At 39.4% G+C, this 17,089-nt stretch carries 12 protein-coding genes; 11 read left to right on the top strand and 1 reads right to left on the bottom strand.

The window, feature by feature from the left end:
• Positions 1-5 precede the first annotated feature (5 nt).
• Positions 6-2,789, top strand: coding sequence for a translation initiation factor IF-2 (gene infB / locus P1K33_RS14400; protein ID WP_284653695.1), 2,784 nt, complete (start codon positions 6-8; stop codon positions 2,787-2,789).
• A 37-nt stretch (positions 2,790-2,826) separates the two neighbouring features.
• Here the strand turns inward: infB and P1K33_RS14395 are convergent, their stop codons facing one another.
• A complete protein-coding gene (locus P1K33_RS14395; RefSeq protein ID WP_284653694.1) occupies positions 2,827-3,216 on the bottom strand; it encodes an SPOR domain-containing protein in 390 nt (129 codons plus the stop codon).
• A gap of 219 nt (positions 3,217-3,435) precedes the next feature.
• On the opposite strand from P1K33_RS14395, the gene P1K33_RS14390 reads away from it, so the two are divergent.
• The 10 genes from P1K33_RS14390 (at position 3,436) to queG (ending at position 17,064) form a co-directional block, all read left to right on the top strand.
• The gene (locus P1K33_RS14390) at positions 3,436-4,779 is read left to right on the top strand and encodes a c-type cytochrome (RefSeq protein ID WP_284653693.1); all 1,344 of its coding nucleotides are present in this window, start codon (positions 3,436-3,438) and stop codon (positions 4,777-4,779) included.
• A 32-nt stretch (positions 4,780-4,811) separates the two neighbouring features.
• Positions 4,812-7,874: a TAT-variant-translocated molybdopterin oxidoreductase gene (locus tag P1K33_RS14385; RefSeq protein ID WP_284653692.1), complete on the top strand. Its 3,063-nt coding sequence runs from the start codon at positions 4,812-4,814 to the stop codon at positions 7,872-7,874.
• Between the two features lie 39 nt (positions 7,875-7,913).
• Positions 7,914-9,323: an NrfD/PsrC family molybdoenzyme membrane anchor subunit gene (nrfD, locus tag P1K33_RS14380; RefSeq protein ID WP_284653691.1), complete on the top strand. Its 1,410-nt coding sequence runs from the start codon at positions 7,914-7,916 to the stop codon at positions 9,321-9,323.
• A gap of 8 nt (positions 9,324-9,331) precedes the next feature.
• Positions 9,332-9,859 carry a DUF3341 domain-containing protein gene (locus P1K33_RS14375; RefSeq protein ID WP_284653690.1) on the top strand — a complete coding sequence of 176 codons (528 nt, stop codon included), beginning with the start codon at positions 9,332-9,334 and terminating at the stop codon, positions 9,857-9,859.
• An 8-nt stretch (positions 9,860-9,867) separates the two neighbouring features.
• Complete coding sequence (locus P1K33_RS14370; protein ID WP_284653689.1) at positions 9,868-10,431, top strand: c-type cytochrome; 564 nt, start codon at positions 9,868-9,870, stop codon at positions 10,429-10,431.
• A gap of 27 nt (positions 10,432-10,458) precedes the next feature.
• Entirely contained in the window at positions 10,459-12,003 is a 1,545-nt protein-coding gene (locus P1K33_RS14365) for a quinol:cytochrome C oxidoreductase (protein ID WP_284653688.1), read from the top strand.
• Positions 12,004-12,022: 19 nt separating this feature from the next.
• Positions 12,023-13,216 carry a cytochrome c oxidase subunit II gene (locus tag P1K33_RS14360; protein ID WP_284653687.1) on the top strand — a complete coding sequence of 398 codons (1,194 nt, stop codon included), beginning with the start codon at positions 12,023-12,025 and terminating at the stop codon, positions 13,214-13,216.
• Positions 13,217-13,239: 23 nt separating this feature from the next.
• Positions 13,240-15,039, top strand: coding sequence for a cytochrome c oxidase subunit I (locus tag P1K33_RS14355; RefSeq protein WP_284653686.1), 1,800 nt, complete (start codon positions 13,240-13,242; stop codon positions 15,037-15,039).
• An 82-nt stretch (positions 15,040-15,121) separates the two neighbouring features.
• The gene (gene ruvB, locus P1K33_RS14350) at positions 15,122-16,144 is read left to right on the top strand and encodes a Holliday junction branch migration DNA helicase RuvB (protein WP_284653685.1); all 1,023 of its coding nucleotides are present in this window, start codon (positions 15,122-15,124) and stop codon (positions 16,142-16,144) included.
• A complete protein-coding gene (gene queG / locus P1K33_RS14345) occupies positions 16,141-17,064 on the top strand; it encodes a tRNA epoxyqueuosine(34) reductase QueG (RefSeq protein WP_284653684.1) in 924 nt (307 codons plus the stop codon). Before ruvB ends, queG begins: the two co-directional genes overlap by 4 nt.
• Positions 17,065-17,089 lie beyond the last annotated feature (25 nt).

Below are 17,089 nucleotides of genomic sequence, written 5' to 3'. Positions count from 1 at the left end.
ATTTTATGTCTGAAGGAAATATTAGAATTAATAAAGTTTTAAGGGAATTAAATATTTCTTTGGAAAGAGCTGTGGATTATCTCAAGGATAAGGGCATTGCTATTGAAGCAAGTCCAAACACAAAAATTTCCGATGATGTATATAATATTCTTTGTGGTCAATTTGCCGGAGACAAAGGAAACAAAGAAGCTTCTAAAGGCGTAAGTGAAGAAATCAGAAAAGAAAAAGAAGCGCTTCGATTGGAAAGAGAAAAAGAAATTGAAGACAAACGCAAAGCAGATGAAGAGCGTCAAAGATTGGAGCTAATCAAAGCCAAAGCGGTAATCAGTGCTCCAAAACAAATCGGCAAAATTGATTTGGAACCAAAACCGGCAACTCCGGTTGCCCCAGCTGCAACTCCTGTAGCACAGGCAGAATCTCCAAAAGTTGCTGTCGAAAAACCAGAAGTGGTTGCTAAAAAGAAAGAAGCGGCTCCATCAGAAGAAGCACCTCAGGAAAAACAGGCAAAAGTAACAGAACAACCTTCAGCAGAAGCTCCGGTAGATGAAACGATTACTACTCAATACCAAAAGTTGTCGGGTGCAACCCTTACAGGTCAGGTGATTGATTTGTCTCAATTCAACAAACCAAAAAAGAAAAAAGAGGAGTTCAAAAAAGACGCTAATAAACCGGCAACTCCGGGAGCGGGACAAAATGCAGCACAAGCGGCGAACAACAACGCCAATAAAAATAAAAGAAAAAGAATTCCGGGCAAACCAGGTGAAGCCGGAAAACCAGCTATTACCGGTGGAACACAAGGAGGCGGTGGCGCTAATAAATTTGCAGGCAAACCAGGTGGCTTCCAAAAAGGAGCGCGTCCTGCGATTGTTCAAAAAGTAGAGCCAACGGAAGAAGAGGTTAAAAACCAAATCAAGGAAACGCTTGAGCGTCTTCAAGGAAAAGGAAACAAATCCAAAGCAGCTAAATACAGAAGAGACAAGCGTGATACACACCGTCAACGTACGGAAGATGAAATGCAGGCTATCGAAGAAGGAAGCAAAACCATCAAAGTAACGGAGTTTGTTACCGTAGGTGAAATTGCAACCATGATGGATGTGCCGATTACCAAAGTAATCGGAACCTGTATGTCATTGGGAATCATGGTAACGATGAACCAACGTTTGGATGCGGAAACGCTTTCTATCGTTGCGGATGAGTTTGGCTATGAAGTAGAATTTATTACTACCGATATCGAGGAAAATCTTGAAGTAGTAGAAGACAAAGCAGAAGACTTAGTCCACAGAGCGCCAATCGTAACGGTGATGGGTCACGTAGACCACGGTAAAACTTCCTTGCTGGATTATATTCGTAAAACGAATGTAATTGCAGGAGAATCAGGAGGAATTACACAACACATCGGAGCGTATGGAGTAGAATTGGACAATGGTCAAAAAATTGCCTTCTTAGATACACCGGGTCACGAAGCATTTACCGCGATGCGTGCTCGTGGAGCTCAGGTTACCGATATTGCTATCATTGTGATTGCGGCGGATGATGACATCATGCCACAAACCAAAGAAGCCATCAGCCACGCACAAGCGGCAGGAGTTCCAATGATATTTGCGATCAATAAAGTAGATAAACCAGCAGCCAATCCTGAGAAAATAAAGGAGCAATTGGCCGGTATGAATTTATTGGTGGAAGATTGGGGTGGAAAATACCAATCACATGACATCTCTGCTAAAGCAGGAACAGGTGTTAAGGAATTATTAGAAAAAGTATTGCTTGAAGCTGAATTATTAGACTTAAAAGCAAATCCGGATAAACCTGCTGTTGGAACAGTAGTAGAAGCTTTCCTTGACAAAGGAAGAGGTTACGTTTCTACTGTTTTGGTACAGGCAGGAACTTTGAGAGTGGGAGATTATGTATTGGCCGGGAAAAACCACGGAAAAGTAAAAGCCATGCAGGATGAAAGAGGTCATAATATTATGGTGGCCGGACCATCAACACCAATATCAATCTTAGGATTGGATGGTGCACCAACTGCGGGTGATAAATTCAACGTGTTTGAAGACGAAAGAGAAGCCAAACAAATCGCTGCGAAGCGTACCCAATTATTGCGTGAACAATCAGTTCGTACGCAGAAACACATCACGTTGGCAGAGATCGGTCGTCGTATTGCTTTGGGTCAGTTTAAAGAATTGAACATTATCCTTAAAGGAGATGTTGACGGTTCGGTTGAAGCGTTATCTGATTCCTTCTCAAAATTATCTACAGAAGAAATTCAAATCAGAATCATCCATAAAGGGGTTGGTGCGATTACAGAATCTGACGTATTGTTGGCTTCTGCTTCGGATGCGATTATCATCGGATTTAACGTTCGTCCTTCAGGGAATGCGAAGCAATTGGCAGACAAAGAAGAAATCGATATCAGAAACTATTCGATCATCTATGATGCTATCGATGACCTGAAAGATGCGATGGAAGGAATGTTGTCACCTGAGATGAAAGAAGAAATTACCGGTACGGCAGAAATCCGTGAGATTTTCAAAGTATCTAAAGTGGGAACTATTGCAGGTTGTATGGTTACGGATGGTAAAATCTTCAGAAATTCTAAAATCCGCTTAATCCGTGAAGGTGTTGTAATTTACACTGGTGAGTTGGTGACCTTAAAACGTTTCAAAGACGATGTTAAAGAAGTAGCCAAAGGATACGATTGCGGTATGCAGATTAAGAACTACAATGATATTCACGAGCTCGATCAAATCGAAGCGTTCCAGGAAGTGGAAGTGAAGAAAAAATTGAAATAATATTTTATAAAAAAGTCCCGAGCAATCGGGACTTTTTTTATTTATTCGGTTTAATCAAAAAGGCATTCGGGAATTTCTTTTTGAGGAGTTCTAAGTTTTTTTCGGCTTCAATTCTGGTTTTAAAATTTCCTACCCAAACTTTATAGGCCGGTGTGCTGAAAACAATTGTAGCGTCGAGCGTTTTATTTTCCTTTTTAAAATCGATTAGTGTTTTTTTGGAATTCTCACTGTCACCATTGAAAATCTGAATTTTATAACGGTCATTAATGGTGATAGAACTATTTATCTTTCTTTTTTCATTTAGGAGTTGTTCAAATTTTGGGTCTTGACTTACAGCTACTTTTCCTTCCTGGCTAAAGCTTTTTTGGGATAAAAAGAAAACGGCAGCGGCAGTAAAAACAAGCTTTGTTTTATGGAAATCTTTCATAATGATTTGATTTTTATACAAATGTAAAACTTAAAAAATTAAACAAAACACTATTTGTTATTTAGAATTAATATAAATTGATATTTAAGATATATTTAAGGTTTTGAGAATAGTTCATAAGTCGTATTTTTGTGCAAGTTTTTAATAAAGCATGGATTTTTCCCTGAAAAACAGTTCAGAAAAAACCATGCCAACATTAGTCGATAATCATTATATTATATGAAAAAAGTGGGTAACCATAATTCGATTTCAAGGAAAATAGTCTTCAGTTTAGCTTTGGCGCTAACATTCTCCTTCACTTCATTTTCACAAGCAACACCGCCGGCAACTGACGCAGCAGCAACAGCTCCTGCAATGGCAGCGCCAGCAGCAACTACCGGAGGTGATCCTGTAGCAGGGAAAGCTTTGTTTGGTGCTAATTGTGCAGCTTGTCACGCTCTTGATAAAAAGATGACAGGACCAGCATTAAGAGGTGTGAAAGACAAGTATGACATGGCTTGGATTTATAAATGGGTAAACAATAGTTCGGCCTTAATTAAATCAGGTGATGCAAAAGCGGTTAAAGTTTTTGAAGAAAACAACAAGTCGGTGATGACTGCGTTTCCTCAGTTGACCACTGCAGACATTGACAACATCATTGCTTATACCAGTGAACCAAAAGCCGAAGCACCTGTAGGGATGACCATTGATAAAGGTGGTTTAAAAGCAGATAATGCTGGTGGAATTTCAAACAACGTTATTCTTGGAGCGCTTGCTTTAGTGATACTAATGTTGGTAATCATGTTGTTCTTTGTGAACAATGTGTTGACTAAAGTAGCTAAAGCTAACGGAATTGAAGTAGCCGAAAAAGAAGCCTCATTGCCAATCTGGAAAGCATTCGCCAAAAACCAATTCCTGGTTTTTGTAACTTGTGTATTCCTATTACTGTCAAGTGGTTATTTCGTATACAGCTGGATGATGCAGGTTGGTGTTGATCAGGATTACGCGCCAATTCAGCCAATTCACTATTCACACAGAATCCACGCAGGTAGCAATGGTATCGATTGTAAATACTGTCACTCTGCAGCCAGAGTTAGTAAAAATGCCGGTATTCCTTCGTTGAATGTTTGTATGAACTGTCACAAAAACATTTCTGAAGTAGCTGATACAACAGCGACTCCTGAACATACAAAAGCGTTCTACGACGGAGAAATCCAAAAATTATACAACGCAGTAGGTTGGGATAAAACCACGCAAAAATACACTGGAAAAACAAGTCCTGTGAAATGGGTGCGTATCCATAACTTACCAGACTTTGCTTATTTCAATCACTCACAACACGTAACGGTTGCCGGTATTGAATGTCAAAAATGTCACGGACCGGTTGAAACTTATGAAGTGCAAAAACAATTTGCGCCGCTAACAATGGGTTGGTGTATCAAATGTCACCGCGAAACAGATGTTAAGATGGAAGGCAATGCTTACTATACAAAAATTCACGAAGAACTTTCTAAAAGATATGGTGTAGAGAAATTGACTGCAGCACAAATGGGAGGTTTAGAGTGTGGTAAGTGCCACTATTAATCAAATTATTAAGAAGCTAATATTTATATACGATGTCATCGAACAAAAAATACTGGAAAAGTGTTGAGGAACTAAACGAAAATAGTTCTATTGTTGAGACGCTTAGAAATAATGAATTTGTGGAAGCAATTCCAACAGATGAATTTTTATCAGACAAAGATTCATTATCTTCTTCTTCAACAACTCGTCGTGATTTCTTGAAATACGTAGGATTCAGTACAGCTGCTGCTACTTTGGCTGCCTGTGAAGGTCCAGTACACAAATCTATACCTTACGTTTTACAACCGGAACAAATTATTCCTGGTGTTGCCGATTACTTTGCAACTTCCATGTTTGATGGTTTTGATTTTGCCAACTTGTTGGTGAAAACCCGTGAAGGTCGTCCAATCAAAATTGAAAACAATACAATTGCCGGAGCTAAGTTTACAGCCAATGCAAGAGTTCATGCCTCTGTATTGTCTTTATATGACAACAAGCGTCTTAAAGTAACTAAGGTTGACCATAAAGATGCGACTTGGGCAGCAGCTGATTTAAAAATCAAAGCAAGTTTGGCTGAAGCCAAAGCAAAAGGTGGACAAGTAGTATTGTTAACCGGAACTTTAGCGAGTCCTTCAACCGAAAGATTGATTGCAGAGTTTATTGCGAAAAACCCATCTGCAAAACACGTTGTTTATGACGCGGTTTCAGAATCTGCAGCCTTAGATGCTTTTGAAGCAGCATATGGTGAAAGAGCTTTGGTTGATTACGATTTTTCAAAAGCAAACACTATCGTTTCTATCGGTGCAGATTTCTTAGGAGATTGGCAAGGTGGAGGTTTCGACAGCGGTTATGCGCAAGGAAGAATTCCACAAAAAGGAAAAATGTCTAAACACTATCAGTTTGAAGCGAACATGACTTTGTCTGGAGCTGCTGCTGACAAACGTGTTCCGATGACGGTAGCTAACCAAAAATTAGCTTTAGTTAAAATATACAATGTTATTACCGGTGCTTCTGTTGGTGTTGGAAAAGTGGCCAATGAAGAGGTTGTGGTAAAAGCTGCTCAACAATTGAAAGCTGCCGGATCTAAAGGAGTTTTAGTTTCCGGTATTCAGGATAAAAATGCTCAGTTGTTGGTGTTAGCCATCAACCAGGCTTTGACCAGTGAAGCAGTTTCAACAGCCGCTACACGTCAAATCAGAAAAGGTTCTGATGCAAAAGTTACTCAGTTGGTTGCTGATATGAATGCAGGAAGTGTTCATACCTTAATTATGAGTGGCGTGAATCCGGTTTACACTTTGGCAAACGGAAAATCATTTGCAGAAGGGTTGAAAAAAGTAAAATTATCTGTGGCCTTCTCTTTAAAAGAAGACGAAACGGCTTCAGTTGCTAATATTGCCGTTCCTGCTCCTCATTATTTGGAGTCATGGAATGATTTAATGTTGACCAAAGGAACTTATTCTTTGGTACAACCAACCATCCGTCCATTATTCAGTTCAAAACAATTCCAGGAAGCTTTATTGTCATGGAACGGAAGCAGCGCTTCTTACTATGATTATATCAAAGCCAATTCGGGTGCAAATTTGAACGGAGTATCTTGGAATAAAGCAGTGCACGATGGAGTTGTTCCTGGTGTAGCTTCTGCCTCAATTTCAGGTTCGGCAGATTTTTCAGCTGCAGCGAATTCTTTGGCACAAGCAAAACCAGCCCAGGGATTTGAATTGGTTTTATATACTAAAACCGGTATGGGTGATGGTCAACAAGCCAACAACCCATGGTTACAGGAGTTCCCGGATCCAATCACAAGAGTTTCCTGGGATAACTATTTGACCGTTTCTAAAGCTGATGCTGACAAACTTGGTTTGACCAATGAAATAGTTGCCAATGGTGGTCTTAATGGAAGTTATGCTACTGTAAAAGTAGGAGGTGCTTCTGTCACTGCTCCGGTAATCGTTCAGCCAGGGCAAGCGGTTGGGACAATTGGATTGGCTTTTGGATATGGTAAGAAAGCCGCTTTACAAGAAGAAATGCAAGTAGGTGTTAACGCTTACGCTTTATATAATAACTTTGATAACGTACAATCAGCAAGTTTGACAAAAGCTGATGGAGAGCATGAATTTGCTTGTGTTCAGTCGCAAAGAACCTTGATGGGAAGAGGCGATATTATTAAAGAAACGACCTTAACAGTTTTCACTGCGAAATTTGATGAGCCGGAAGTTTGGAATCCAACACCAATGGTATCATTAGATCACAAAGAAGTGGCAGCTACTTCAGTTGACTTATGGGAATCATTTGATCGTTCAGTTGGACATCATTTCAATTTGTCAATCGACTTAAATGCTTGTACCGGTTGTGGTGCCTGTGTGATTGCCTGTCATGCTGAAAACAACGTACCTGTTGTTGGAAAATCAGAGGTAAGAAGAAGCCGTGATATGCACTGGTTGCGTATTGACAGATATTATTCTTCTGAAGATACTTTTGCAGAAGACAACAAGAAAAAAGAAGAATTCGACGGTTTGTTTGGTGATAAAGGATCATTAGGTGGATTTGGAGATATGGAAAACCCTGCGGAAAATCCACAAGTTGTTTTCCAACCGGTAATGTGTCAGCACTGTAACCACGCACCATGTGAAACAGTTTGTCCAGTTGCAGCAACTTCTCACGGTCGTCAAGGTCAAAACCAAATGGCTTATAACCGTTGTGTTGGAACCCGTTACTGTGCAAACAACTGTCCTTATAAAGTACGTCGTTTCAACTGGTTCTTATACAACAATAATGACGAGTTTGATTTCCACATGAACAATGATCATGGTCGTATGGTATTGAATCCGGACGTGAATGTTCGTTCTCGTGGAGTTATGGAAAAATGTTCTATGTGTATTCAAATGACACAATTGACTATACTAACTGCAAAACGTGAAGGTAGAGAAGTTGGTGTGAGTGAATTCCAAACAGCATGTTCTGCTGCTTGTTCTTCAGGTGCTATGGTTTTTGGTGATGTAAACAACAAAGAAAGTAAAGTTGCTGAATTACTTGAAGACAATAGAATGTACCACTTATTAGAAAGTGTTGGAACAAAACCAAATGTTTTCTATCACGTAAAAGTTAGAAATACCTAGTATCAAAAAATAATTAATTAAGAAACAATATAAAGGATTATGTCGTCTCACTACGAAGCACCCATTAGAAAACCTTTAGTTATAGGTGATAAATCATATCACGATGTAACAGTAGATGTCGCTGCACCTGTAGAAGGTAGAGCCAACAAACAATGGTGGACAGTATTTTCAATTGCATTAGCCGCGTTCCTTTGGGGAATAGGTTGTATCGTCTATACTATCTCAACCGGAATTGGATCATGGGGATTAAATAAAACTGTAGGTTGGGCCTGGGATATCACTAACTTCGTTTGGTGGGTAGGTATCGGGCACGCCGGAACTCTTATCTCGGCCGTATTATTATTATTCCGTCAAAGATGGAGAATGGCCATTAACCGTTCTGCGGAAGCGATGACCATCTTCTCGGTAATCCAGGCAGGTTTATTTCCAATCATCCACATGGGTCGTCCATGGTTAGCTTACTGGGTAGTGCCAATTCCAAATCAATTCGGTTCGTTATGGGTTAACTTTAACTCACCATTGCTTTGGGATGTATTTGCGATTTCAACGTATCTTTCTGTATCATTGGTTTTCTGGTGGACAGGTTTATTACCCGATTTCGCTATGTTGAGAGACAGAGCAGTAACACCTTTTACCAAAAGAATTTATACCATCCTTTCTTTCGGATGGAGCGGAAGAGCTAAAGACTGGCAACGTTTTGAAGAGGTTTCTCTTGTATTGGCCGGTTTGGCAACGCCACTTGTACTTTCTGTACACACCATTGTATCCTTTGACTTTGCTACTTCGGTAATTCCGGGATGGCATACAACAATCTTCCCGCCGTACTTCGTTGCAGGAGCCGTATTCTCAGGATTCGCGATGGTAAACACTTTGCTTATCATCATGAGAAAAGTGTCAAATCTTGAAGCTTATATCACCATCCAACATATCGAATTGATGAACATCGTAATCATGATTACAGGTTCTATTGTTGGGGTTGCCTATATCACTGAGTTATTCGTGGCTTGGTATTCAGGAGTGGAATATGAGCAGTATGCTTTCTTAAACAGAGCAACCGGTCCTTACTGGTGGGCATATTGGTCGATGATGACATGTAACGTATTCTCTCCACAGTTCATGTGGTTCAAGAAACTAAGAACAAGTATTATGTTCTCTTTCATCATCTCGATTGTAGTAAATATCGGTATGTGGTTTGAGCGTTTCGTAATTATCGTTACCTCATTACACAGAGATTATCTTCCATCATCATGGACGATGTTCCAACCAACATTTATTGATATTGGTATTTTTATCGGTACGATAGGTTTCTTCTTTGTATTGTTCCTTTTATACGCCAGAACATTCCCAGTGATTGCTCAGGCAGAGGTTAAAACAATCTTGAAATCTTCAGGTGAGAATTACAAAAGAGAAAGAGAAGCAAAAGGTCATAATCATTCAGATAAACATTAATATTTGCTATGAGTAGTAATAAAGTTATACACGCAATATACAATGATGATGATGTATTAATGGATGCGGTTCACAAAACCAGAGCAGCCCATCATCATATTGAAGAAGTTTTCACGCCTTTCCCGGTACACGGTTTAGACAAAGCAATGGGATTGGCACCAACAAGATTGGCGATATGTGCCTTCATCTATGGTTGTATCGGATTATCGGTAGCCACCACAATGATGAACTATATCATGATTTCTGACTGGCCGCAAGACATTGGGGGAAAACCAAGTTTTAGTTATATTCAAAATATGCCTGCTTTTGTACCGGTAATGTTTGAGATGACCGTATTTTTTGCAGCGCACTTAATGGTAATCACTTTTTACATGAGAAGTAAATTATGGCCATTCAAGCAAGCTGAAAATCCAGATGTAAGAACTACTGATGACCACTTTTTAATGGAAGTGTCTGTTCATGACAATGAAGCAGAATTGGTAAAATTCTTTGAAGGAACCGGAGCAGTAGAAGTAAAAGTAATTGATAAGCATTAATAATAGATATGAAAAGTTTACTTAAAATAGCATTTGTATTGGGTAGCGTAGTTTCTTTATCTTCTTGTAAAGATGATTTGAAGCCTAACTATCAATATATGCCAAATATGTACGAATCTGTGGCCTATGAAACCAATGCGGAGTCGGATGCTTTCAATTCACCAACAGGTTTACACGGTAAAGTAGGGCAATTGCCTGCAGAAGGTTCAATCAAAAGAGGTTTTATTCCTTATGAGTACCCAAATACTCCTGAAGCATTAGTGGCGGTTAAAGCGGCTAACTTAAAATCACCACTTGATCCAGCTCAAGTTGATATGAAAAAAGGAGAAGAGCTTTTTAACATCTATTGTGCGATTTGTCATGGAACTGCTGGAGACGGTAAAGGTAAATTGGTTAAACAAGAGAAATTCTTAGGAGTGCCAAGTTACAAAGACAGAGAAATCAATGAAGGTAGTATTTTCCATGTTGAGACTTATGGTTTGAACTCAATGGGTTCACATGCTAATCAGTTGAGTCAGGAAGAGCGTTGGCAAGTTGCCGCATACGTTATGCAACTTAAAAGCAAATTATAATTGTAGAACAAACAGATTGTTATAGATATGTATACATTTTCAAGTAAATTAAAAACCTTTTCTTTTGTCCTAATGATCGTGGGTATCCTTGGGATTGGTTATGGTTTTTTAACTGCACCAAAAGATATTCATGAAGTAGAGGCTATTTTGAAAGCAGAAGAAGCGGAACATCACGGTGGTGGACACGAAGCGGCTGCGCCAGCGCATGAAGCACACGCTGAAGCTACAAACCATGAAGCAGAAGCTGCTCCGGCAACTCCTGCTCACGAAGAAGCTCAAGCTGAGCCTGCAGCACATGATACTACTGCAACTGCAGAAGAACATGCGACGCCGGCAACTGAAGAAGCTCATGCTGAAGAAGCACACGCAGCACCTGTAACTGAAGAAGCTCATGCCGAAGAAGCACATGCTGAACCAGCAGGACACGGGGCTCACGATGCAAAAGAACATACAGAACATTTAGAACACGTTCTACACCAATTACAAAACAAACCGTGGGCAGCATTATATGTAGCTTGTCTTTTCATCATGTTGATTTCTTTAGGGGCTTTGGCATTCTATGCAATCCAACAAGTAGCACAGGCAGGTTGGTCTCCGGTTTTATTCAGGGTAATGCAAGGAATCACGGCTTATTTATTACCGGGTTCTATTATTTTCTTTATCTTATTATTGTTATCAGGATTCCACTTTAACCATTTATTTGTTTGGATGAATGACGGAGTAACTCAAGTAGGACATGAAAATTACGACGAATTAATCGCAGGTAAATCAGGATACTTAAACTTCCCATTCTGGATTATCAGAGCAGCAGTATTCATCTTCGGATGGAATTTATACAGACACTTATCAAGAAAGAACTGTTTGGCACAAGACGAAGCTTCAGACAACTCTTTCTACAAAAAGAATTTTAAAATGTCAGCCGGATTCTTAGTATTCTTTATCGTTACAGAATCTATCATGTCATGGGATTGGATTATGTCAGTTGATCCACACTGGTTCAGTACATTATTCGGATGGTACGTATTTGCAAGTTTCTTTGTAAGCGGAATTACAACCATCTCTATGGTGACTTTATATTTGAAATCTAAAGGATATTTAGAGAATGTAAACTCAAGCCACATCCACGATTTATCAAAATTCATGTTTGGTATCAGTGTATTCTGGACCTACTTATGGTTCTCTCAATTCATGTTGATTTGGTATTCAAACATTCCGGAAGAGGTAACTTATTTCAAAATGAGGATTGACGAATTCACGGTACCGTTTTGGGGGGCTTTTGTGATGAACTTCATCTTCCCGATATTGTTATTGATCAATACCGATTTCAAACGTGTTTCCTGGATTATCGTAACCGCTGGTATCATTATCTTGTTTGGACACTATGTTGATTTCTTCAACATGATTATGCCGGGAACAGTAGGTAACAGATGGTTTATCGGAATCCCTGAAATTTCATCAATTTTATTCTTTGTTGGATTATTCATTTTTGTTGTATTCACCGCCTTGACAAAAGCGCCATTGGTACCAAAACGCAATCCATATATCGAAGAAAGCAAACATTTTCATTATTAATATTTAAAGTAAATTACAAATGACAACTCTTTTGATACTTATAGTTGTAGTTTTATTGGCAGTTGCCCTATGGCAGTTAACTAAAATATTTGACTTAACACAAGTTGGTGGAAATGTAAATGACACGCAAGTGGCTAACGATTGCGATAATAAAGTGAACGGTTACCTGATGTTTGGTTTCCTGTGCTTTATTTATATCACAACCATTTTTTGTCTTTGGAATTACAGTCATTTCCCTTTAATTGGTGATTCTGCTTCAGAACACGGACCGGAAATTGACAACTTAATGGTAATTTCAATGGTTTTAATCTTCGTTGTACAAACAATTACTCAGGCATTATTACACTATTTTGCTTTTAAATACAGAGGAAGACAAGGGCAAAAAGCACTTTACTTTGCTGATAACAACAAATTGGAATTCATCTGGAGTGTTATCCCGGCGATTGTTTTGGCTGGTTTAATCCTTTACGGTTTGTATGCCTGGACAAACATTATGTTTGTAGATGAAGAAGACGCTGACGATGCTATCGTTATCGAATTGTATGCACAACAGTTCAAATGGGAAGCAAGATATTCTGGTGCTGACAATGTTTTAGGAAAAGCCAACGTAAGATACATTGAAGGTGTAAACAACCTTGGTGTTGATTTGTCTGATCCAAATGCACAGGATGACTTTACTTCATCTGAATTGCATATTCCAAAAGGAACAAGAGTGATTTTCAAAATGCGCTCTCAGGACGTTTTACACTCCGCTTATATGCCTCATTTCAGAGCACAAATGAACTGTGTTCCCGGTATGGTAACTAATTTCTCTTTTATCCCGACTTTGACTACGGAAGAGATGAGAGACAAACCGGCAATGATTGAGAAAGTAGCTAATATCAATGCGATTAGATCTGCGAAAAGCCAAAAATTAATTGCAGAAGGACAACCCGGACTTGATCCATATACTTTTGATTACTTATTATTATGTAACAAAATTTGTGGTGCTTCTCACTACAACATGCAAATGAAAATTGTAGTTGATACTCCGGAAGATTATAAAAACTGGTTAAAGGAAAATGCTCCGAAAACTATCGTTCAGGCTGTGAAAACAGCAGCGGCAGAGGCAAAAGCTTCTGAAGAAAAAGAAAATGCTGCTCCAGCTAAGGATACAGCAGCTTCCCCTGTAAAAGACACAACAGTAGTTGCTCAAGCAGAACAGAAACAATAAATAAAATTTAAAAGTTTACCTATATGTCAGCAGAAGCTCACAATCACGATCACGGTCACGACGAACACGAACACCACCATAAAGACACGTTCATTACTAAATACATTTTTAGTATTGATCACAAAATGATATCCAAGCAGTATTTGATTACCGGTATCATCATGGGTGTAATTGGTGTTGGGATGTCAATGCTTTTCAGAATGCAATTGGCTTGGCCTGAAGAATCATTCAAAATATTCAATTTCCTCCTAGGAGATAAATTTGCGCCGGAAGGTGTAATGTCAAACGAAATCTACTTGGCATTGGTAACCATTCACGGTACCATTATGGTATTCTTTGTATTGACCGCAGGTTTGAGTGGAACATTTAGTAACTTATTAATTCCATTACAAATTGGTGCACGAGATATGGCGTCAGGATTCCTGAATATGATTTCCTACTGGTTATTCTTCTTATCAAGTGTTGTAATGGTGATTTCATTATTCGTGGAATCAGGACCGGCTTCTGCAGGATGGACAGTTTATCCACCATTGAGTGCCTTGCCACAAGCCATGTCAGGTTCTGGTGCAGGGATGACTTTATGGTTGGTTTCTATGGCGATATTCATTGCTTCTTCTTTATTAGGATCATTGAACTATATCGTTACGGTTATCAACTTAAGAACTAAAGGAATGTCAATGACAAGATTGCCACTTACGATTTGGGCTTTCTTTATCACAGCTGTAATTGGAGTTATTTCTTTCCCTGTATTATTATCAGCAGCTTTGATGTTGATCATGGATAGAAGTTTCGGTACTTCATTCTTCTTGTCTGATATTTATATTGCGGGTGAAGTATTACACTATCAAGGTGGATCACCGGTATTGTTCGAACACTTATTCTGGTTCTTAGGTCACCCTGAAGTATATATCGTATTATTACCTGCATTAGGTATTACCTCTGAAATTATTGCTACGCACTCTCGTAAGCCAATCTTTGGTTACAGAGCGATGATTATGTCAATTATTGCTATTGCGTTCTTGTCAACTATCGTATGGGGTCACCACATGTTTATCTCGGGTATGAATCCATTCTTAGGTTCGGTATTTACATTCACGACTTTATTGATTGCGATTCCATCTGCGGTAAAAGCATTTAACTATATCACAACATTATGGAAAGGTAACCTGCAGTTAAACCCTGCCATGTTATTCTCTATCGGATTGGTTTCTACCTTCATCACCGGAGGTTTAACAGGAATCATCCTTGGAGATAGTACTTTGGATATCAACGTTCACGATACTTACTTCGTTGTAGCTCACTTTCACTTGGTAATGGGTATCTCTGCATTGTATGGAATGTTCGCTGGTATTTACCACTGGTTCCCTAAAATGTTCGGAAGAATGTTGAACAAGAACTTAGGATATGTTCACTTCTGGGTAACGGCAGTATGTGCTTACGGAGTATTCTTCCCAATGCACTTTATCGGAATGGCTGGTTTACCAAGAAGATATTATACCAATACTAACTTCCCATTGTTTGACGATTTACAAAACGTAAACGTAATTATCACCATGTTTGCCTTAGTAGGTGGAGCGTTCCAATTGGTATTCTTGTACAACTTCTTCAGTAGTATTTTCTACGGTAAAAGAACTGTTCAAAATCCATGGAGATCTAATACTTTGGAATGGACAGCGCCAATCGAGCACATGCACGGTAACTGGCCTGGAGAAATTCCTCACGTACACAGATGGCCTTATGACTACAGCAAACCGGGTCATGATGATGATTTTGTACCGCAAAACGTACCAATGAAACCGGGAGAAGAAGTTTTACATCACTAATTCTCTATATAAAATATAACAAATGCCTTTCCTAACCGAAAGGCATTTTTATTTGCAGCTAACTTTGTTATATATTTGTGATATGAACGAGAATTTAGATCCAACCAATACTAATTTTAATCCCGAAGAACTTGACCTCGAAAAAAAATTAAGGCCGCTTAGCTTTGATGATTTTACGGGTCAGGAACAAGTGCTTGAAAACCTTAAAGTTTTTGTGGAAGCCGCCAATCAAAGAGATGAAGCGCTCGACCATACTTTATTTCACGGACCACCGGGATTGGGAAAAACCACTTTAGCTAATATTTTGGCCAATGAATTGGGAGTTGGCATCAAAATTACTTCCGGACCGGTTTTAGACAAACCCGGAGACTTGGCAGGATTGCTGACTAATTTGGAAGAAAGAGACGTTTTGTTCATAGATGAAATCCATCGTTTGAGTCCGGTCGTGGAGGAATATCTGTATTCTGCCATGGAAGATTTTAAAATCGATATCATGATTGAATCCGGACCGAATGCCAGAACGGTGCAAATCAATTTGAATCCGTTTACATTGGTTGGCGCAACAACGCGTTCAGGATTATTAACCGCACCAATGCGCGCCCGTTTCGGAATTCAAAGCCGATTGCAATATTACAACACCGAATTGTTAACGACCATAGTCCAACGCAGTTCAAGCATTTTAAAAATGCCGATAACGATGGAAGCCGCGATTGAAATCGCAGGCAGAAGTCGAGGAACACCTCGTATAGCCAATGCCTTGTTGCGTCGTGTACGTGATTTTGCCCAAATCAAAGGCAATGGTAAAATAGATATCGAAATAGCCCGTTTTTCACTCAAAGCATTGCATGTTGATGCGCATGGTTTGGACGAAATGGACAACAAAATCCTAGTTACAATAATAGATAAATTCAAAGGGGGACCAGTCGGTTTGTCTACTTTGGCGACAGCCGTTTCCGAAAGCGGAGAAACGATCGAGGAAGTTTACGAACCATTCCTGATTCAGGAAGGTTTTATCATCAGAACTCCAAGAGGACGAGAAGTGACTGAGAAAGCATACAAACATTTGGGAAAAATCAATACCAATATTCAAGGAGGATTGTTTTGATTAACAACAAAGAAAAATACAGCCAATTCATAAAAGCCGAAGCCAAGCGCCTCGGTTTTTTGTCTTGTGGAATTTCCAAAGCCGGTTTTCTGGAAGAAGAAGCACCACGATTGGAACATTGGCTAAAGCAAAACCATCATGGCGAAATGAAGTATCTCGAAGATCATTTTGACATGCGGTTGAATCCGACTTTATTGGTTGGAGGTGCCAAAAGTGTCATTTCCCTTTTGCTCAATTATTATCCGCCTGAAGAGCAAATTATAGGCAGTTATAAGATTTCAAAATATGCCTACGGAAAAGACTACCACAATGTCATCAAGAAAAAATTAAAAAAATTACTCCGAAGCATCCGAACAGAAATTGGTGATGTTCCCGGGCGCGCTTTTGTAGATTTTGCACCCGTAATGGACAAAGCTTGGGCTGCTAAAAGCGGTTTGGGCTGGATTGGCAAAAACAGTAATTTATTGACACAACAAGTGGGCTCATTTTATTTTATCGCCGAATTGATTGTCGATTTGGAATTGGAATATGACAATGCAACCACGGATCATTGCGGAACCTGTACGGCTTGTATTGATGCCTGCCCGACCGAAGCCATAGTGGCGCCTTATGTTGTTGACGGAAGCAAATGCATTTCCTATTTTACGATTGAACTTAAAGACAATATTCCGCAGGAAATGAAAGGCAAGCTCGATGACTGGATGTTTGGTTGTGATGTCTGCCAGGATGTTTGTCCGTGGAATAAATTTTCTAAAGCACACAGCGAACCTTTGTTTTCACCCTATCCGGAATTACTTTCATACACCAAAAAAGACTGGGAAGAAATCACCGAAGAAACTTTTGCCAAAGTCTTTACCAACTCTCCATTGAAAAGGACAAAGCTAGAAGGCTTGAAAAGAAACATCGATTTTCTAAAATAAAAAAGGGCAACGAGAAGTCTCAAGT

It is taken from the genome of Flavobacterium terrisoli (genome assembly GCF_030167905.1).
In the GTDB taxonomy this organism is placed as follows: Bacteria; Bacteroidota; Bacteroidia; order Flavobacteriales; family Flavobacteriaceae; genus Flavobacterium; species Flavobacterium terrisoli.
This window is presented reverse-complemented; position numbering and strand designations above follow the sequence as displayed.